Below are 18,115 nucleotides of genomic sequence, written 5' to 3'. Positions count from 1 at the left end.
GCAGACGACATCGGGACCGAGACATCAGCCGCAGCGACGAACTCGTCCGGCCCGCCGGTCACCGAGCGTGGCCCGCTCAGTCCGATCGCGCTGCCCCGGGTGCACAGCACGTGTCGCGTGTGCCACCCTCGTCCGAGATTTCCTCACCCGGGGCCCGGCCCCCGGTGACGACCACGAGCTGGCGCGGACTCGGACGCCAGTCGAACCTGGAGGCACCATGGCCAACCTCGACACCGCCCTCAAGGACGCCATGACGATCGACGGCGCGATCGGCGTCGCGCTCGTCGACTACACCAGCGGGATGACACTCGGCGTCGCGGGCGGCACACCGGAGATCGACCTGACCGTCGCCGCCGCCGGCAACACCGACGTGGTACGCGCCAAGATGCGGACCATCGAGATGCTCAAGCTCAACGACGAGATCGAGGACATGCTGATCACCCTCGGCGGTCAGTACCACATCATCCGGCCGCTGAACGGCGCCAACGGCAAGGGCCTGTTCCTCTATCTGATGCTGAGCAAGACCCGCTCGAACCTGGCTCTGGCCCGGCACCAGTTGCGCAGCATCGAGGAGCGCCTCGAACTGTGAGCGAGACCTTCTTACCGCGCCGCACCGCGCAACGCCCGGCCGCCCCACCACCGCCCCGGCTCCCCCCGTCGCTGGCCGGCAACCCGAAACTGCCGTACCCGGCCATCGGCACCGAACTCGCCGAGCTGCGCCTCCAGATCCCCGGCGTACAGGGAAGCGTCCTCGGCGGCGTGGACGGCCTGCTCATCACCCACGACGTACCACCAGGGCTGGACCCCGACGACCTGGCCGCGATGGCGGCGGCGACCTTCGGCCTCGGCCGGCAGGTCAGCCTCCGACTCGGCCAGGGCGAGTTCCAGCAGTCCACCGTCCGCAACCAGGGCGGCTACTTCTCCGTGTACGCCGTCGGCCCGCAGGCCCTGCTCTCCGTGGTCGGCGCCGACGCGATCAACGTAGCCCGCCTCCACCTGCACGCCCCACCCGTGGCGGAACGCCTCGCCGCCCTGCTCGCGCAGGTCTGACCCCGGTTGCCCGCCCAGGTCTGACGTTCTGCCGCAAGCCGGGCTCACCGCCATCGTGTGCGCCACGCGCCGCGCGTGATTCCTCGCCACACGATGGCGGTGAGCCCACCACCCTAGCCACCCGTCGCGTTCATCGCCCGACGACGATCGTCCCGCCCGCGCGGAGTCCGCACCCACAGCGGAGCGCCGATCAGCACCCGGTCGACCGACGCCCGTTCGGTCCACCAATCCGGGACGAGCACCACGTCGCTGTAGATCTCAGCGAACCACTCCGAGTCGGTCACCTGGTCGAAGCTGAACTCTGGCTGCTCCCGGTCACGCCGCGACGGCCTGCCGCCGCCCGCACCGTTGCCGAACGCGACGGCCACGGCTTCGCGCGAGACCGACTGCGAGTCGACCGGCCCGGACCAGTCCTTCGGGAACCCGCTCACCAGCCAACCGCTGATCGACGACTCCGACGAACTGCCCCCTCCACGGTGGCCGGCGTGCTGCTCACCCGCGCTCACGAAGCCGGCGAGGTTGTCCGTACTGCCGAAGAGGCAGACGGCGACGCGGCTACCGTCGGACGCCACCGACCGGACGCCGACGACGACGCGCGGCGGCTTGCAGCCGACCAGACGCGTGAACTCGACCTGGCCCCGCCCCTTGGCGAAGCGGACCGTCGGCGGTGTCACGAAGTCCTCCACCGCCAGATCCCCGATCCCGCGCTCGATCCGGTCCGCGATCTCGTTCCGAAAGAGCGCACGAGGCTCCCGCCCGAACTCGGCAGTGGAGCTGAGTAGCGACACCGAGAGGGCCACCTTCGACCACCACCGTGGCCTGAGGTCGATCCCACCGTCCTCGGCGATGGACCGCACCCGCCGCTCCGACCAGTACGCGTACCGGGTGAGGTCGCCTCTCTCGCCCATCCCGCCAACCCTCCACCAGTCCCGCACCTCGGCACGGAAAGCCCACTCGCGTCCGTCGAACTGTCTACCGCACGAACGCCAGCAGCCGCCGCCCTCAGCACGCGGAGCAGGCGTAGTTTCATGCGTCGGACTCGCGTCACGTCACGTCGGTGGCCATTCTCAGACCGGCGACGAGGACAAACACCGACCGCCGCTCGACGGCCACGCCTCGTTTGTCGAGCTGGTAGCCCTCAAGCCAGATCCAGCCGTCGAACGTCGTCCAGTCGAGAACCTTGATCAGTCGGAAGTGGATCGGTCTGTGGAACTGCGGACTGGCCGCCCGGGTGAGGTAGAGCAGTTCTCCCGACCGAGGTACGCCAGGCGTTGACGGTCGCTGCGGCGTCTTCGAGCCTCGGGCAGGCGGTGTGCGGCTGACAGCGCGTACAGACGCCCTTGTGGTGGGCGTCGATGACCGACCACGCGAGTTCGACACGGAACGGGACCTCAGGCCGGGTCATCGGCAGAGCCGTCCGGCCTCTCGCCAGAACCTGGACGGTGGTAGGGACGCTGGCTCGTCGGCCCGCTGCGCGCCAGTCCAGCTCGGACGCGCTCTTGATCGACCGAGGTCACCTGCCAGACGACGTCGATGGGCTCGTCCGGCCTATGGAACCACTTCGACCGTGTCACGGGCTGCCTCCGGAAGTCGTAGGGGGCAACCGACACGGACACCTACCCCTAGGTCACTCTCCGTGCCGGTTGCATCGCAACACTAAACCCGTCCAGTCAGCCTGTCTAGACAGGCTCGCCGAGGGGTGCGGCGCAGAAGAGACTCCGGAAGATCGGCGGTACGGTGGCGGACGTGCCTACCCCGCACCCAGAGCCACCCCGATACCGGTTGATGGCGGAAGAACTGCGCCGCCGGATCATGTCCGGCGCGATTCCGCCCGGGGCGCTCCTGCCGAGCGAATCGACCCTGATGGCCGAGTTCTCCGTGGCGCGCGGAACGGCCAGGGAGGCGCTCGCCCTGCTGCGCGCCGAAGGCCTGGTGGTCACCGAGATGGGACGCGGGACGTACGCGCGGCCCACTCTGCCCGTACGGCGTCTCGGCTCCGACCGCTATCGCAAAGAACTCGACCAGGTCCGCTCTGGCGAACTGGGTACGTCGTTCACGGCGGACCAGCAGATCCCGTGGTCGGCGTACACCCTGGACAAGACCTTCCAGGAGACGCCCGCGAGCGAGACGATCGCTGACCTCTTCGGCGTCGAGCCGGGCACGATGCTGCTCGAACGCCGCTTCGTCTTCCGGACACACGGCACGCCGCAGCAGATGTCGATCTCATACCTGTTGTTGGAGATGGTGGCCGGTACGCCTGTGGCCGACCCCGCCAACGAGCCGTGGCCTGGTGGCAACACCGCGCAACTTCACAGCCTGGGCCACACGATCACCTCGGTGCGGGAGCAGGTCCGGGCGAGGATGCCCGCACCCGACGAGGTCGACACCCTGCGGATTCCCGGCGGCGTGCCGGTGGTCGTCGTCACCCGGCAGACCTACGCCGGAGAGCGGGTGCTTGAGGTCGCGGACATCACCATCCCCGCCGACAGGGTCAGCCTGGACTATCGAATCGACCTGGGTTAGGTCGCTGCTGGATGCCGGCGGAGTATTTCACCGGCACCTACCGCCACGAACGAGAATGCTCGCCGACCGCCAGCGCGAGCCGCCCTCCATGGTTCGAGGCGAGGGGCAGCGCTTTGGCCATATCGGCTCACCGTGGCCAGCGGTGAATGCGGTGGTGTCGGTCGCGGGCGGCTCGGTACTGTCCGGGCTCACGATCGACGGGAGCGGCGGGGTCGAGATGAGCAGTGGCGTGGGTACGACGGTGTTGTGGCGCCCGACCGGGCCGCAGGAGCTGGAGCTTGTCCGCGCCTCGGGGTGGCGGCAGTGGCCGCCGCGCCTGCCAGATCAGCCGATCTTCTACCCGGTGTTGAACGAGGACTACGCGATCAAAATCGCCCGGGACTGGAACGTGCCCGCGTCCGGTTCGGGGTACGTGACCCGCTTCCACGTCGAGACGGACTTCCTGAGCCGCTACCCCATCCGCCAGGTCGGTGGCGACACCATCTTGGAGTTGTGGGTACCCGCCGAGGAACTGGACGAGTTCAACATGCACATCGTCGGTGCGATCGAGATCGTCCACGAGTTCCGGTCGCAGTGATCAGCAGGGACGGCGGTTAGCGGACGTCCCATCCTGCATCGCATCGAAGCCACTCGTCACATCGGTTGAGAACGGCTCTCGGAGCCAGCTCAGAGCCTCAACTAGAGCTGGTAGGCGACGGACGAGTCGACCTGTATGCCGGATTATGACGGTGAAACGCCCACTGACCTGGGGCCAAGCCGAACAAAGACTACTTAATGGAAGGACTTCACCAAGGCTGCCAACTGTCTTCCTTCCACCGCCATCTTCGATGAGCCCGAACGAACAAAAGCCTGGTCCCGCACGAATGAGATTTCCTTTTGAGCCGGAACACGCACGCGGATGACCGACAGCCCGCGATAGTCAATCGTATCAATACTGGCTAGCAGTCCAGTGCTCAGCGGTTCGCTAAGTCCGGAATTACGGAACCAGCTCACGATTTTTTCGACATATGCCTCGACAGATATTCCTTTAGCCCTAGCTTCCCGGTCGATGCCTACAACGTGATAGCTGCCGACCACCTTGGTCGCCACCTTATCTAGGCTTTCGATTCGCCGCGCGTCCTTTTCAGTGTCAGCCACTCCGATTAAGAGGTACCCATCAGAATGAGGATTGGTATTCGCAATCGCGCAGACCGTCTCTGCCAGCCGGTCAGGCAATGACTCCTCCCAATCACGGGCATGATCAAGCCCGAGAACGCCTTGCTTGAACTCATACTTCGCGGTCTCGATCTTTGACCGACGAAGAGCATTTTCGAAATCCATCGCAAGGCCAGGCCCATGACCGAACACCGGTGGAACCTTGTGGGCAAAGAACTCTTCAATCAAGCCCACCACAAGCTTGATGTTCTTCTTCCTGTCGTCAACGGAGACGTAGTGCCTGCCGGTGGTAAGGCGTCCACTTACGTTCGAGAGCGCGTTAACGATGCCCGAGTAATCAGCCGGAGCCTTTTCCTGCTCAACAATCAGTTTATAGAATGCCATAAATATGGCATAGAAAGGCGTCTTGATTGGGTTCGAGCCCGACCCCCGAACAAGATTTCGCAGGCCGTTCTGCCCAGGAAGAGCGGTCTCAAGGACGTCACTTAGAACCGAAAATACGGCCTCAAGCTCACCCGACAGCTTCTCCGGCCCATGCGCAGCAAGGCGCGTCAGAAGTCGCTCATACTCCGCAGATTCCGGATTATACAGGTCATCCAAAAGTTCCTTGCTAACCGCCAGCGGTTCACCAAAGAGCACAGATGCAGCAATATCTGCGATCATCTGCTCGTCTTCGCCCTCCCGAAGCTGCTTCACCGCCAATACGCCCTGCTGACACCAAAGCGTTTCATCCGCCTTGACGCCGTACTGCTGCCGCTCTCGCACGGAGTCAATTGACACAGAAGGCATCTGGCGCAGCAAGAGAAGGTCTGCTGAGACGTCACCGCGCAGACTACTCGCAATGCCCCTGACGAGCTCCGTAAATGGGTTGATCACTCCCGCTTGACGCTTTTCTTGCGCGCTAAGCTGACGCCCGCTAGCGTTGATTCGACTAAAGACTTGGGTGATCTGCTGCTCGATAGAAGCCGGATAAACAGTAACAGCAAGCTGATAATCCAGGATGTCGGCACACTCTTTCGGACTCAGCGTATGAGCTAATAATTGAGGCGAAAATCCCCCCTCTTCCGCCGTCTGCTTCGCCCTGGCGTTCTGCTCAACATCGAAGTATCGCCCCCTGAACGCGAACCTTTGTTCTATAAACGAGAAGATCGCATCGAGGCGCTGCATGCCGTCGATAATCGCATACTTCCCTTTGCCGTGACTCTCGGGGCGCTCAGCAAACAGGATCAGTGGGATCGGGTAACCTTCAAGGATGCTCTGAATGAGGAGTTCCTTCTCAGACACTGTCCATACGAGCTTGCGCTGATAGCGACGGTCGACAAGAAGAACGTCATCTCGGAAAAGCCGGTAAGCTTCTTGAACACTCATGCCTCTTGGCGTAATGCTCAATCCATCCACCCCATCTGCTACCCCAGAATCCCCACGTGCACAGGCAATCGATCGTGCATTTTGTACGCCGTTGAAGCAAGTTTGACACGACAGATTTTCAGTTGCTGCCCACCGGGCCCGGAGGCTTGCCGAGTCTTGCCTGACGCTGACACTCGCCTTGCCGCGTCACTGCCGAATCCTTCTATTTGATCAAGGCGTCGCGCTCCGTGCGGTGCGGGGCGTCGGCGATGAGCCACCGACGGCCGCCGGGACACCGCCCCACCGCACAGGAGGAACCAGCCCCAGCGAGGCCATGACGGAAGCCGGCGGGTCGGCCTGACCGAGTAGTTGGGGCTTCCGCCTGCCGCGCCAAGAGGTACCCGGCTCCTTCCCCCACGTCGCCCGCCGTTGATGAAGACTAGGCCGCCGCAGAGCCCCACCAAGGCCACCGCCAAGGATCGGAGAGTCAGCGTTTTCCGGGCCGTCTCTGGGCCATCAGACGTCGCCAACGATGACCAAGGTCAATCAACGGCACCAGATAAACGACCAGCTCAGAGCCTTGATCGGGGCTCTGAACTGGTGGGCGACGGACGAGTCGACCTGTACGCCGGATTCTGTGCGCGGCACGTACCCCTCTTGCGGGGGTTCGCACCGGCGGCGGCCATCCATCTCGGCCTGCCGTCGCCGACAGGCTCGTGCGGCCTACCCGCAGACATCGGGCGGGCAGCCCTCAAGCGTCTGCGCAGGTCGTCATCTTGCGGTGACGGCCCTACTTGGCCTTGCTCCGGGTGGGGTTTACCGAGCCACCCCGGTCACCCGGGGTGCTGGTGGGCTCTTACCCCACCGTTTCACCCTTACCGTCCCCGTTGGGGGTCGGCGGTCTGTTTTCTGTGGCACTGTCCCGCGGGTCGCCCCGGGTTGCCGTTAACAACCACCCTGCCCTGTGGAGTCCGGACGTTCCTCGGCGGCGGGCCGCAGCCCGCCGACGCGACCGCCCGGTCGACTCGTCCGTCGCACGCTCATCCTAACGACACCGGGTCGCCGCCTATTGCGCCGGCAGGACCGCAGGCCGGTCGTCCGGGGGTACGCATAATGGGCCGATGACGACGCTGCCGCCGTTTCCCGAGCCTACGGTCCCGGCCGACGGACGGGCTGAGGTGTTCCTGCGCTACCTCGACTATTTCCGGGAGAGCGTGCTGACGAAGGTGTCGGCGCTGCCCGAGGCGGAGGTGCGGGCGAGCCGGTTGCCGTCGGGCTGGACTCCGCTGGAGCTGCTGCGGCATCTGCGCTTCGTCGAGCTGCGCTGGATCGAGTGGGGCTTCCAGGGGCAACCGGTGCCGGAGCCGTGGGGCGACTGGCGGAACGAGCGCTGGCACGTACCGCCGGAGACGGGTCTGGCGGAGCTGGCGGACGAGTTGCGCGCGCAGGGCACCCACACCCGCACGGTGGTGCAGAGCGCCGACCTGACCGCCGTCGGCGCCCCCGGCCCCCGCTGGAACGGCGCAGACCCGGCCTCCCTGGAGCGGGTGCTGTTCCATTTGGTCCAGGAGTACGCCCGCCACCTAGGCCACCTGGACATCGTCACCGAACTAGCCAACGGCCCCCTCGGCGAGTAACACTCCCACCCCCCGTACCCCCTGGGGTTGATCAAGAGGTTTGGTGGTGATTCACCGGCGAACGGTGACCCAAAGCTCTTGATCAACCGCGCAGGCCGACCCCGGCTGGTTAGGGGAGGTAGGGGGTTTCGTTGACGGAGCGGACGGCTATGCCGCCGTCGGGCCAGCGGTCGAGGATGGAGATGCCGGCGGCGTCGAGGTAGAGGCGGTGCAGGAAGGCGTCGGTAGCGGCGAGCGCGTCGCGCAGCATCAGCTTGATCGGCGAGACGTGCGAGACCACGACCACGGTCTCACCGGGGTACGCGGCGAGCAGTCGCTCCACCACCCGCGTGCAGCGTTGGGCGACCTCGTCGAAGGACTCGCCGTCGGGTGGGGCGATCCGGGGCGAGGCCAGCCAGGCGTCGAGTTCACCGCCCCACTGTTCGCGTACCTCGGCGAAGGTCCGGCCCTCCCAGGCGCCGAAGTCGCACTCGATCAGCTCGTCGTCGCGGCGTACCGGGATGTCGCCGATCGCGGCGGCGATGGCCTCGGCGGTCGCCGTGCAGCGGGACAGCGGTGAGCTGACCACGGCGGCGGTGTCGGGGGCGAGCGCGGCGACCCGGGCGGCGGTGGCCCGCACCTGGTCCTTGCCCTTCGCGGAGAGCGGGATGTCGCCGCGTCCGGAGTAGCGGCCCTGTTCGGTGTACTCGGTCTCGCCGTGCCGGACCAGGATCAGCCGGGTTGCGGTGAAGCTGGGACGCGGCTCCCAGGAGACCGGGGCGCTGCTCGGGTCGGTGCCGGGCGACTCGGCGCGGGCGGCGACCTGCCTCGCGCCGCCGCCGGCCGGTTCCGGACCGCCGAGGCGGCGCGGTGACTCGACGGTACGCGGTGGCGTGACGCTCGGTGTGGCGGTGCCCGACGTGGCGGCGGCGTCCATGGCGGCGTTGGCCAGCCGGTCGGCGTGGGTGTTGCGGTCCCGGGGGATCCAGGTGAAGCGGACCGCGTCGAACCGGCTGACGATCTGGGCGGCCTGGGCGGCGAGCGGACGCAGCCCGGGGTGCTTGATCTGCCAGCGGCCGGACATCTGCTCGACGACCAGCTTGGAGTCCATCCGGATCTCGACCTCGCGGGCGCCCAGTTCGGCGGCGGCGGTCAGACCGGCGATCATGCCCTGGTACTCGGCGACGTTGTTGGTGGCGGTGCCGATCGACTCGCTGCACTCGGCCAGCACCTCGCCGGTCGCCTGGTCACGGACGACCGCGCCGTAGCCGGCCGGGCCGGGGTTGCCCCGGGAGCCGCCGTCGGCCTCGACCAGCACGGTACGCGGTGCCACCGGCTACAGCCCGGACTCGTTGGTGCGGACCATGATCCGGCGGCAGTCCTCGCAGCGGACCACCTCGTCGGGGTCGGTCTTGCGGATCCGGGCCAGGTCGGCGCCGGAGAGGTCCAGGCGGCACCCGCCGCAGCGGCCGGCGGTCAACAGCGCGGCACCCAGCCCGGTGTCGGTGCGGATCTTGTCGTAGAGCTGCACCAGATCGGCGGGGAGATCACCGGCGAGCGGCTGCCGGGCGGAGCGCTTGAACTCCTCCTCGCGGCCGATCTCGGCCAGGGCCTCGTCGCGGCGCTGCTCGGTGGCGGCCCGCCGCTCGCGCACCTCGGCCAGCCGCTGCTCCACCCCGTCGAGCGTCGACTGGGCGGTCTCCCGCTGCTCCATCAGCTCCAGCTCGGCGTCCTCCAGGTCGCTCTGCCGGCGGTTCAACGAGACCAGCTCGTGCTGGAGCGCCTCCAGCTCGCGGGCCGGACCGCCACCGGCGGCGAGGCGGTCCTCGTTCTTCTTCTTGCGCGCGCGGACCTGGTCGACGTCCTTCTCCAACCGGGCGATGTCACGGTCCAGGTCGTCCACGGCCACCTGGGCGCGGACCCGCTCGTCCTCCAGCGACGACAGCTCCCGGGCGAGGGCCTCCAGTTCGGCGCGCTCGGGCAGCGCCCGGCGGCGGTGGGCGAGCTGGGCGAGGGCGGTGTCGATCGCCTGGAGGTCGAGCAGGCGGCGCTGGACCTGGGGGTCAGCCTTCACGGTCGGGGCTCCTTGTCGTCCGCTGCGGATCGCTCCGGGGCGGCGGGTGAGGCGGCGTGTACGGTCCACGGGTCGGTGTCCAGGTCGGACACCAGGGTCTCGACGCCCGGCAGCGTGGCGCGCAACCCGGTGGCCAGGTCGTCGAGCCAGGGCCGTTCGGTGGCCCAGTGGGTGGCGTCGAGCAGCGCCGGTCCACCGGTGGCGAGGTGTTCGCCGGTCGGGTGGTGACGCAGGTCTGCGGTGAGGTACGCGTCCACCCCGGCGGCGGTCGCGTCGGCCAGGAAACTGTCCCCCGCACCGCCGCAGACTGCCAGCGTACGCACCGTGCGGTCCGGGTCGCCTGCGGCGCGTACGCCGATGGCGGTGGCCGGCAGCACGGCGGCGGCGTGCCGGGCCAGCTCGGCCAGGGTCAGCGGCTGCGGCAGCTCGCCGATGCGCCCGGCGCCTCGGCCCTCACCGGCGGCGGGGCTGCCCGGCCGGGACGGTTGCAGCGGGCGCAGGTCGGTCAGGCCGAGCCGGTCGGCGAGGGCGTCGGAGACTCCGGGTACGGCGACGTCGGCGTTGGTGTGGGCGACGTAGAGCGCGACGTCGGCCTTGATCAGTTGGTGGATGATCCGACCCTTGTACGTGGTCGGCGCCACCGACGAGACGCCGCGTAGCAACAGCGGGTGGTGCGCGATGATCATGTCGGCGCGGGCGGCGAGGGCCTCGGCGACGGTCTCCGGGACCACGTCGACGACGCAGAGGATCCGGCGGACCGGGGCGTCGGGCTCGCCGAGCACCAGCCCGACCTTGTCCCACTCCTCGGCCCAGGTGGTCGGATAGCGCCGCTCCAGCTCGGCCACGACGTCGGCGACGGTCGGCACGGCTGCGGTTGTGCTCACGGCGCGCCAGCTTACCGGCGTCGGCGGCGCTCCGGGACGTCACCCGGCCGACCCCGGACATCTCACCCGCCTCCGCAGGCACTACCGGCGTCGGCGTCTCGGCGGGCGCGTTCCCGGCGGGGTGTCGTCGGGGACGCGCCCGGGCCGTGGCGGTGGCCACGGCCCGGGCTGCGGGGTTGCAGGTTGCGGCATCCGGGGTGGTGGGGTGATTGCAGGGGACCCCTGTACTACCGGAGGCGTTAATAAGGTGCCCTTCCTTTCACCAGGCCCACCCGGCGTGCCGCCCGAGGTTCACCCGGTCCGGCAGAGCTGGTCGCGCAGGGCGGTCAGCGGCAGGGCCCAGGGGAAGGCGTGCTGGTGGCGTTCTCCGGTCCCGGGCGGGTGCAGGGGGAAGACGTCGTCACCGAAGAGCACGGTCACCCCCCACTCCGCCAGTCGGGCGATCCCGGTGCGGAAGGCCGGGTGGGCGGCCATCGCCGCGTTGGTGTACGGCACGGCGACCAGTGGCACACCCCGTCCCTGTGCCTCCACCAGCAACCCGAGGGCGAGGGTGTCGGCGATGCCGGCCACCCACTTGTTGACCGTGTTGACGGTGGCCGGGCAGACGATGATGGCGTCGGCCGACGGCAGGACGTCCGGGTCCCCCGGGTTCTTGTAGTGCGTACGCACCGGGTGGCCGGTCTGGCGGGCCAGCGAGGTGCGGTCGACGAACTTGGCGCCGTCCGGCGTGGTGATCACGCAGACGTCCCAGCCGTCCTGTTGGGCCAGCTCCACGAGCCGGCCCACGTCTCGGGCCAACGGCGAACCGCAGGCGATGATGTACAGCACCTCTTGGTGCCCGTCGTGGCGGTGCGAACCGGTCATGCCGGCTCCGAGTTCATACTCCTACTCCCATGTGCTCAGCCAACTCCGCGATCGGAGAAGGCGGCGCACCCCGTGTGCGACGCAGGACCTCGGACATGACCTCGTGGGCGATCGGCCGGCAGCGGATCTCCGACGCCGCCAGCCGGTCACCGCGCAGCAGCATCTCCCCGGCGTTGGCCATGTCGCCCATCTGGTTGTAGGCGCGGGCCTGGTCGAGCAGGTGATGGGCGCGGCGTTCGGGCAGCATGGCGTCGAACGGCAGGTTGACGATCCTGGTGCGGTGGATCTCGACGGCCCGCCCGCCGTCGCCCAGCTCGACGGCGGCCGCCGCCCGGTGCAGCTCGACGTTGGTCGGCCCGAACGACGTCCAGTAGTGGTTCTGGTCGCTGCCGAGTTCGAGGGCGGCCTCGCGGGCGCCGGCGAGCAGGTCCGCGCAGGTGGAGGTGTCGCCGGTACGCGCCGCGGCCATCGCGCCCTGCAACAGCAACATCCCGTAGACCGAGACTCGGTCGGCCTTGCTGTCGTTGCCGCCGCCCGGCGCGATCCGGTCGGCGATGCGGACGTTGAGTTCCAGCGCGGAGCGGGGACGCCCCATGGCGAGCAGGGCGTTGCAGACCCGGGTGGTGGCGATCCCGGCGAGCAGTTGGTCGTCGGCGCGTTGGGCGACCGCGATGGAGCGGTCGGCGGCCAGCCAGGACAGGTCGCACTCCCCCAGCTTGCGCAGCACCGAGGAGGCGATCTGATAGACCTGCCCGAGCAGGTTCGCGGCGCGTCGGGCCTGTTCACCGCCGTACGCGGCGTCAGCCGCCTGGGCGTCGCGCAGCAGCTTCGGCAGCGCCCGGGTCAGCATGCCGTAGCGGCCGTACTGGTAGGTGAGCCAGGCGTGGGTGACGGCCTTGCCCATGTCGGCGAGCGGCGGCGGGTCCGGCTTCGCGTCGAAGTAGGCGCTGATCGAGTCGTACCGCTCCAGGGCGGCCCGGATCTCCTCGACCTCGACCTGGTCGATGCAGTTCATCGTGTCGGTACGCCGCTCCGGGTCCTTGCCGAGCAGCAGTTGCACGTCGATCTGGAGGATGTCGGCGATCTCGTAGAGCACGGAGAACTTGTCCAGCCGCCGCACGCCGCGCTCGATCTTGTCGACCCAGCTCTTGGACTTGCCCAGTCGGTCGGCGAAGACCTGTTGCGACATCTTGCGCCGCCCACGCCAGTAGGCCACCCGCCGCCCGATGGGCAGTTCGTCCATGTCGCCAGTCCTCCCCTTGCTGCTGGAGCCCTGGCCAGGAGCCGGGGGCTGATCCGCGGGTGCGGCCATCCATCCGTACGTCAGGTTTTCGCTGGTCGCACTGCTTGTGCGTCAGCCGTACGGCCGATCCTCGTACTTTTCGTGCAAGTTGCATCGGCCACTTTGTCAAATAAACGATCGCAGACCACGGCAGTGACGCTGTTCGACGTATGTGCTGGTGCCGGTCGGCCCGGCGAGGGGAGATGGCACCAATGTGGGGGAATGTCGCACCGAGCGTGGCACGACTGTCGCCGTTGGAGCGGGTCCGGCTGCGCCGCGTCGCGGTGCGGTACGCGCTGCACGGCTGGGAGGTGACCCCCGGCGCCTGCCTGGCGCGCAGTCGCTTCGTCTGCGGCCGGGCCGGTTGCCCGACGGTCGGCTGCCACCCGGCGTTGGAGGACTGGGAGCACGCGGCCAGCGCCGACCCGGCCCGGGTGGCCACCTGGTGGCGGTCCCGCCCGCACGGCATCCTGCTGCCCACCGGCCGCGCGTTCGACGTGCTGGAGGTCGCCGCCCACCTGGGCCGCCGGGTGCTCGACGCGGTCCGGTCGCACCCGGTCGGTCCCGGCGTACGCGGACCGGTGCTGGTCACCCCGATCGGACGCTGGATGTTCCTGGTGCGCCCCGGTGACCCGCTGCGCCCCGAGCTGGAGCACTGTTTCCACGTGGTGCGGCACGGGCCCGGATCGTGGGTGCCGGCACCACCCACCCGGCTGCCCGAGGGGCCGGTCCGCTGGGCGGTCGCGCCGGAGCAGGCCCGCTGGCAGCTCCCCGACTCGTACCTGGTGCAGAACACGCTCGTCGACGAGTTGCGGGCCAGCGGCGTCACGCTGACCTCCGCGCTGGTCCCGGGCCACCTGCCGCTGCCCCGACGCGGCCGCTGAGCCACCTGACGACTCGGTGGGGTACCCGACAGCGACGCCCGACGGGAATTGCTCGTTGAGCACCACGACGGCGCGCCCGCGCCGGGAGCGGGGATCCGATGTCCACCGACCACACGGAGCAGCACCAGGGCGGGGCCGAACCGCCTCGCCGGCACCGGCCCGGACGCCGCTGGGCGGCCACCCGACCACCGGGCTCGCGTCCCGGGCGTCCCCGGCCGCTCGGCTCCCGGCCCGCGATCCTGCACCGACCGGCCCGCTGGCCCTGATCGCCCGTCCCACCGGTCAGTCGGCCAGCGGCAGGTCGGTGGAGCGCAGGCAGCGGGCGTCCTCGGTGACCACCGCGTGCCGGTGCCCCGGCAAACGGTCCACCCAGCCGATGCCGGTCACCCCCATGGCCAGGGCGGCGGTCGAGTACGCGTCGGCCAGCCCCAGGTCGTGTCCGACCACGGTCACCGACCGCAGCCCCTTCGCCGGTGCGCCCCGCCGGGGGTCGCGCACGTGGTGACCGCGTTCGTAGACGCCGGAGGTGGCCACCGCCAGGTCGGTGCCGGCCAGCACCAGGCAGACCGCCGACGGGTCCCACGGGTGCCGCACCCCGATCCGCCACGGTCGCCCGGTCGACGAGTGGCCGCGTACCCGCACGTCCCCACCGGCGTTCACGCAGTGGTTGACGGCACCGGCGGCGAGCAGCCGGTCGGAGGCCACCTGGGCGGCCCAGCCCTTGACGTACCCGGACGGGTCGAGCCCGCCGGTGGCGTACGCGTCGAAGAAGCCGTCGGTGTCGCCCCACAGGTCGGCGCAGCGTTCCAGCACCCGCCGCAGGTCCGCCGACGCCTCGGAGAGCAGCAGCTCACCCCGGTCGAAGCGGCACACCTCGCTGTCCGGGAGGTACGTGCTGAATCGCGCGTCCACCTCGCGCAGCCAGCCGAACACCTCGTCGGCGAGGCGGGTCAGCTCGGCGGCGGGCAGGTCGTCGGCGATGTCCAGGCTGATCGGCGTACCCATGACGTGCTCGACCCGGCGCAGGCCGGGGCGGGTCGCGGTGCCGGCGGCCATCAGCGGGCCCGGTCGATCGCGGCCTGTAGGGACTGCCGGTAGGACTGGCTCGTCGCGGTCGCCCCGGAGACAGTGTCCAGGTCGGCGCTCTGCCGCGCGACCACCAGTCCCGCGACACCGCTGTACCGGCTGTCGACCAGGTCGCTGCGGTGCTCGGACTGGGCGGTCCGTTCCGGCAGTTCCAGCGCGACCGCGTCGGTGATACGGCTGCCGGTGAGCGTGATGCGCACCTGCACGTTGCCGAACTCGTTGCCGACCACCGGCCCGGTGACGGTCCGGGTGGTGGGCCTTGGGGCGGCGGTGGTGGTGCGGGGGGCCGAAGGGGTCCGGGGTGCCTCGGACGAGTCCGTGCGGCGCGCCGGGGCCTCGGGGCTGCGCGCGGGCTTCGGTGACCGGGAGGCGCGGGGTTCACGGCTCGGTGCCGCCGACTCCTCGGCGTCCACCGGGGGCGTCGGCCCGTCCGTGGTCGGTGCCGTGCCGGGCGGTGGCTCCTGGGCGACCTGACCGGTGCCCGGGGCGGCCTTGAGCACCACCATCGCGGTGGTGCTGGCGGCCAGGCCGGTGATCGCGAACAACGCGCGACGCATCGGGGCGGTACTCCTCTGCCTAGAGCTCGAAGGTGCCGGCGTGGATCTGGCGGCGGGGCACGCCGACCCGGCGCAGCAGCCGACGGCTCTGCGCGACCAGGCCCGGCGGGCCGCAGAGGTAGACGTCGCGGCGGGCCACGTCCGGCACGAGCCGGCGCAACCCGTCCGGCGACATCACCTGACGCGGGCCGGGGTCGTTGCGGGAACCGACGACGTACCAGATCCGGACGCCCCGGGCCTGGGCCAGCCAGTCCAGTTCCCGGTGCAGCAGCACGTCGGCCGGGGTGCGGGCCCGGTAGATCAGCGCCGCGCCGGGCGGCAACTCCTCCAGCATCGCCCGCAGCGGGGTGATGCCGCTGCCACCGGCGATCAGCAGCGCCTGATCGCGGACCCGGTGCGCGGCGGTGAAGGTGCCCGACGGCCCCGCCGCCCAGACCCGTACGCCGGGGTCGAGGTCACGCAGGTCCCGGGTGTACGCACCGACCACCTTGACGGTCAGCCGCAGCCAGCGGCCGTTGGCGGCGGCGGAGACCGAGAACGGGTGCGACTGCCACCAGCAGCCCCGGGTCAGGAAACGCCAGCGGAAGAACTGTCCGCCGAGCAGGTCCAGCCGGTCCAGCCGGGTGCCGGTCAGATAGATCGAGACGGTGTCCGGGCTCTCCGCCACCACCTCGGCGACCCGCAGCCGGTGCCGCAGGTTGAACACCATCGGCCCGACCAGCCGCCCCCACACCAGGGCGGCGACCACCAGCCCGTAGCAGGCGATCCAGCCGGTGCGGACCGGGCCGGGGCGGAACAACTGGGTGCCGTTGCTGAACTGGTGCGCGAACCCGAGCAGCAGGACCGCGTACCCGGCCAGGTGGGTGGCGTGCCACAGCTCGTAGGGCAACGCCCGGCGTACCGCCCGGACGCTGGTCAGCCCGACCAGCACCAGCAGACCGGCGGCGGCGAACGCGGAGACCATGTCCTGGTACTCGCGCAGCATCACCCCGGCCTGGTCCCACGGCGAGCGGCCGGTCAGGCCGCCGTAGCCGACCAGGACGAAGGCGGTGTGCGCGAGCACCGCGACCAGCAGGGTGACCCCGAGGTCCCGGTGCCACGCCGCGATCCGCTCGCCGCCGGCCACCCGTTCCAGCACCGGCAACCGGCTCATCATCAGCACCTGCACCAGCAGCAGGTAGCCGGCGAGCAGGCCGGTGATCTGACCGGCGGCGGTGGTCATCGCGGTGGCGTCGGTGAGCGAACCGGCCGGGGTGTCGAGCCACCAGGGCAACACGCTGGCGACCAGGCCGACCAGGAACAACCCGGTCAGCAACCGCCGGCCGGCGGGCCCGCGCCGGGCCACCACGGGCGGCGACGGCGCGGGCGGACGACCGTCGGCGCGCGGGCGCTCGGACCGGCGGTCGGCGTACGCGTGACGGGTCACGCGTACAGCTTCATCGGGGCGTACTTCATCCGGGGGAAGATCTTGTCCACCTCCGCGTTGGTGAGCCCGAACCGGCCCTGGGCCACCGAGCCGTAGACGTTGAACATGTTGTTGTACTCGGGGACGTCTCCGGAGTCGAGTGCGTTCAATCCGTTCCAGGTGCCGAGCAGCGGACCGGCGAGCTTGCGGCCGGACAGGATGGTCACCACCCCGCCGTGCCCGTGGTCGGTGCCGCCGCTGTTGGAGGCGACCCGCCGCCCGAACTCGCTGGACACCATGACGGTCACGTCGTCGGCGGCGTCACCGAGGTCGGTGAAGAACGCGGCCAGCGCGGCGGCCAGTTCGTTGAGCCGTCGATAGAGCTGCCCGCCGTCACGGGTGCCCTGGTTCTCGTGGGTGTCGTACCCACCCATGCCGACGGTGGCCACCCGGACGTTCGCGCCGCCCTTGATGAGCTGCGCGAGCTGCTGGAAGGCGAAGCCGACGCCCCGGTACTCCACGCCTTCGGCCGGCCGGTACGGCTCGGCGGAGAGCCGGCGCGCGGTGGCCAGCGCACCGAGCCCGGAGCGCACCGCCTCCTCGACCGGGTGGTTGATGCCGGTGAACAGGCCCCGGATCGCCTTCTCGGTGGCCTCCCGGTACCGCTCGTCACCGGCGAGGCGCAACGAGCCGACACTGTTCAGCGAGATGGCCCCGTTGTTGCCGACCAGCGAGCGGGGCAGCGTGCTGCCGACACCGACGCTGCGGAACGCGGTGCCCTTGCCGAGCGCGTCGACCAGGCTGTCCAACCAGCCCCGCCCGCCGGTCTCGCCGGGCAGCCCGCCGAGGTTGCAGGCGTCGGCGGCCTGGAAGTGGCTGCGGGACAGCCGCTCGTCGGAGACGCCCGGGACGAAACCGAGCTGCCCGGCGCGCAGCCACCGCTCCAGCGGCCGGAACGCGCTGGTCAGCTTGAAGCCCCGGCCGAGCGCCAGCGAGTCGTCGGGCAGCAGCAGGTCCGGGCGGGCCCGGTCGAGCACCGGGTCGTCGTTCGGCGCGACCAGGCTGAGCCCGTCCAGGCCGCCGTAGAGGAAGACGTGCACGAGCGTGCCGGTCTTGGTGGCCGCGAACGACGCCGAGGTGGTGACGAACTGGGCGGTGGCCAGCGCGGTGGCGGTGGCGGCGGCACCGGCGACGAAGGTCCGCCGGGTCACCCCGCGTCCGTCCTGCTGGGCCTCCTCCAGCTCCTCCAGCCGCCGGTAGCGGTCCGCCTCGGCGGCGTTCTCGGCGGCCACCACGTCGGCCTCGGCCCGTAGCAGGGCCTCGGCCGGGTTGTCGGCCAGTCGCCGTACGTCGGGGCATTCCGGGTGCAGGGGGTACGAGTACACGGG

The 18,115-nt window shown here is 69.8% G+C and carries 18 protein-coding genes and 1 other RNA gene; 6 read left to right on the top strand and 13 right to left on the bottom strand.

Annotation, left to right across the window (positions count from 1 at the left end; translation table 11 throughout):
* Positions 1-217 precede the first annotated feature (217 nt).
* Together ACZ31C_RS20475 and ACZ31C_RS20470 are read left to right on the top strand one after the other, a co-directional pair.
* The gene (locus ACZ31C_RS20475; RefSeq protein WP_431727568.1) at positions 218-589 is read left to right on the top strand and encodes a hypothetical protein; all 372 of its coding nucleotides are present in this window, start codon (positions 218-220) and stop codon (positions 587-589) included.
* Positions 586-1,050 (top strand): roadblock/LC7 domain-containing protein, encoded by a 465-nt coding sequence (locus tag ACZ31C_RS20470; protein ID WP_465796643.1) that lies wholly within the window; start codon positions 586-588, stop codon positions 1,048-1,050. The genes ACZ31C_RS20475 and ACZ31C_RS20470 overlap by 4 nt, the downstream gene beginning before the upstream one ends.
* 113 nt (positions 1,051-1,163) lie before the next feature.
* Here the strand turns inward: ACZ31C_RS20470 and ACZ31C_RS20465 are convergent, their stop codons facing one another.
* Complete coding sequence (locus ACZ31C_RS20465; protein ID WP_465796642.1) at positions 1,164-1,958, bottom strand: hypothetical protein; 795 nt, start codon at positions 1,956-1,958, stop codon at positions 1,164-1,166.
* A 136-nt stretch (positions 1,959-2,094) separates the two neighbouring features.
* Positions 2,095-2,295 (bottom strand): hypothetical protein, encoded by a 201-nt coding sequence (locus ACZ31C_RS20460; protein ID WP_465796774.1) that lies wholly within the window; start codon positions 2,293-2,295, stop codon positions 2,095-2,097.
* A gap of 501 nt (positions 2,296-2,796) precedes the next feature.
* Here ACZ31C_RS20460 and ACZ31C_RS20455 point away from each other — a divergent pair.
* On the top strand, positions 2,797-3,573 hold the full coding sequence (locus tag ACZ31C_RS20455) for a GntR family transcriptional regulator (protein ID WP_465796641.1): 777 nt from the start codon (positions 2,797-2,799) through the stop codon (positions 3,571-3,573).
* A 217-nt stretch (positions 3,574-3,790) separates the two neighbouring features.
* Positions 3,791-4,150 carry a hypothetical protein gene (locus ACZ31C_RS20450; RefSeq protein WP_465796773.1) on the top strand — a complete coding sequence of 120 codons (360 nt, stop codon included), beginning with the start codon at positions 3,791-3,793 and terminating at the stop codon, positions 4,148-4,150.
* Between the two features lie 194 nt (positions 4,151-4,344).
* Here ACZ31C_RS20450 and ACZ31C_RS20445 read toward each other — a convergent pair whose 3' ends face one another.
* Positions 4,345-6,096 carry a GmrSD restriction endonuclease domain-containing protein gene (locus ACZ31C_RS20445; RefSeq protein ID WP_465796640.1) on the bottom strand — a complete coding sequence of 584 codons (1,752 nt, stop codon included), beginning with the start codon at positions 6,094-6,096 and terminating at the stop codon, positions 4,345-4,347.
* A gap of 587 nt (positions 6,097-6,683) precedes the next feature.
* Positions 6,684-7,103: RNase P RNA component class A (gene rnpB / locus ACZ31C_RS20440), an RNA gene on the bottom strand.
* A gap of 93 nt (positions 7,104-7,196) precedes the next feature.
* Here rnpB and ACZ31C_RS20435 point away from each other — a divergent pair.
* On the top strand, positions 7,197-7,712 hold the full coding sequence (locus ACZ31C_RS20435; protein ID WP_465796639.1) for a mycothiol transferase: 516 nt from the start codon (positions 7,197-7,199) through the stop codon (positions 7,710-7,712).
* A 109-nt stretch (positions 7,713-7,821) separates the two neighbouring features.
* Here ACZ31C_RS20435 and ACZ31C_RS20430 read toward each other — a convergent pair whose 3' ends face one another.
* The 5 genes from ACZ31C_RS20430 to ACZ31C_RS20410 all read right to left on the bottom strand — a co-directional run bounded on the left by ACZ31C_RS20430 (position 7,822) and on the right by ACZ31C_RS20410 (position 12,756).
* Positions 7,822-9,024, bottom strand: a complete 1,203-nt coding sequence (locus ACZ31C_RS20430; RefSeq protein ID WP_465796638.1) for a bifunctional RNase H/acid phosphatase — start codon at positions 9,022-9,024, stop codon at positions 7,822-7,824.
* Positions 9,025-9,027: 3 nt separating this feature from the next.
* Positions 9,028-9,765 (bottom strand): zinc ribbon domain-containing protein, encoded by a 738-nt coding sequence (locus ACZ31C_RS20425; protein ID WP_465796637.1) that lies wholly within the window; start codon positions 9,763-9,765, stop codon positions 9,028-9,030.
* On the bottom strand, positions 9,762-10,649 hold the full coding sequence (locus tag ACZ31C_RS20420; RefSeq protein ID WP_465796636.1) for a Nif3-like dinuclear metal center hexameric protein: 888 nt from the start codon (positions 10,647-10,649) through the stop codon (positions 9,762-9,764). Before ACZ31C_RS20420 ends, ACZ31C_RS20425 begins: the two co-directional genes overlap by 4 nt.
* Before the next feature lie 291 nt (positions 10,650-10,940).
* Positions 10,941-11,513: a flavoprotein gene (locus ACZ31C_RS20415; protein WP_396693296.1), complete on the bottom strand. Its 573-nt coding sequence runs from the start codon at positions 11,511-11,513 to the stop codon at positions 10,941-10,943.
* A 13-nt stretch (positions 11,514-11,526) separates the two neighbouring features.
* Complete coding sequence (locus ACZ31C_RS20410) at positions 11,527-12,756, bottom strand: helix-turn-helix domain-containing protein (RefSeq protein WP_465796635.1); 1,230 nt, start codon at positions 12,754-12,756, stop codon at positions 11,527-11,529.
* Positions 12,757-13,007: 251 nt separating this feature from the next.
* Between ACZ31C_RS20410 and ACZ31C_RS20405 the strand changes: the two genes are divergently transcribed.
* Positions 13,008-13,679 carry a bifunctional DNA primase/polymerase gene (locus tag ACZ31C_RS20405; RefSeq protein WP_396752092.1) on the top strand — a complete coding sequence of 224 codons (672 nt, stop codon included), beginning with the start codon at positions 13,008-13,010 and terminating at the stop codon, positions 13,677-13,679.
* A gap of 282 nt (positions 13,680-13,961) precedes the next feature.
* Here the strand turns inward: ACZ31C_RS20405 and ACZ31C_RS20400 are convergent, their stop codons facing one another.
* Genes ACZ31C_RS20400 through ACZ31C_RS20385 form a run of 4 tightly spaced genes read right to left on the bottom strand, consistent with a single transcriptional unit; the run spans position 13,962 to position 18,112 of the window.
* Positions 13,962-14,684 (bottom strand): FAD:protein FMN transferase, encoded by a 723-nt coding sequence (locus ACZ31C_RS20400; RefSeq protein WP_465796772.1) that lies wholly within the window; start codon positions 14,682-14,684, stop codon positions 13,962-13,964.
* Positions 14,685-14,734: 50 nt separating this feature from the next.
* A complete protein-coding gene (locus ACZ31C_RS20395; RefSeq protein WP_465796634.1) occupies positions 14,735-15,322 on the bottom strand; it encodes an FMN-binding protein in 588 nt (195 codons plus the stop codon).
* A 19-nt stretch (positions 15,323-15,341) separates the two neighbouring features.
* Positions 15,342-16,748: a ferredoxin reductase family protein gene (locus tag ACZ31C_RS20390; protein WP_465796633.1), complete on the bottom strand. Its 1,407-nt coding sequence runs from the start codon at positions 16,746-16,748 to the stop codon at positions 15,342-15,344.
* Positions 16,745-18,112, bottom strand: a complete 1,368-nt coding sequence (locus ACZ31C_RS20385) for a DUF1501 domain-containing protein (RefSeq protein ID WP_350698477.1) — start codon at positions 18,110-18,112, stop codon at positions 16,745-16,747. Before ACZ31C_RS20385 ends, ACZ31C_RS20390 begins: the two co-directional genes overlap by 4 nt.
* Between the last annotated feature and the right edge of the window lie 3 nt (positions 18,113-18,115).

It is taken from the genome of Micromonospora sp. NPDC023869, from assembly GCF_055559695.1.
This window is presented reverse-complemented; position numbering and strand designations above follow the sequence as displayed.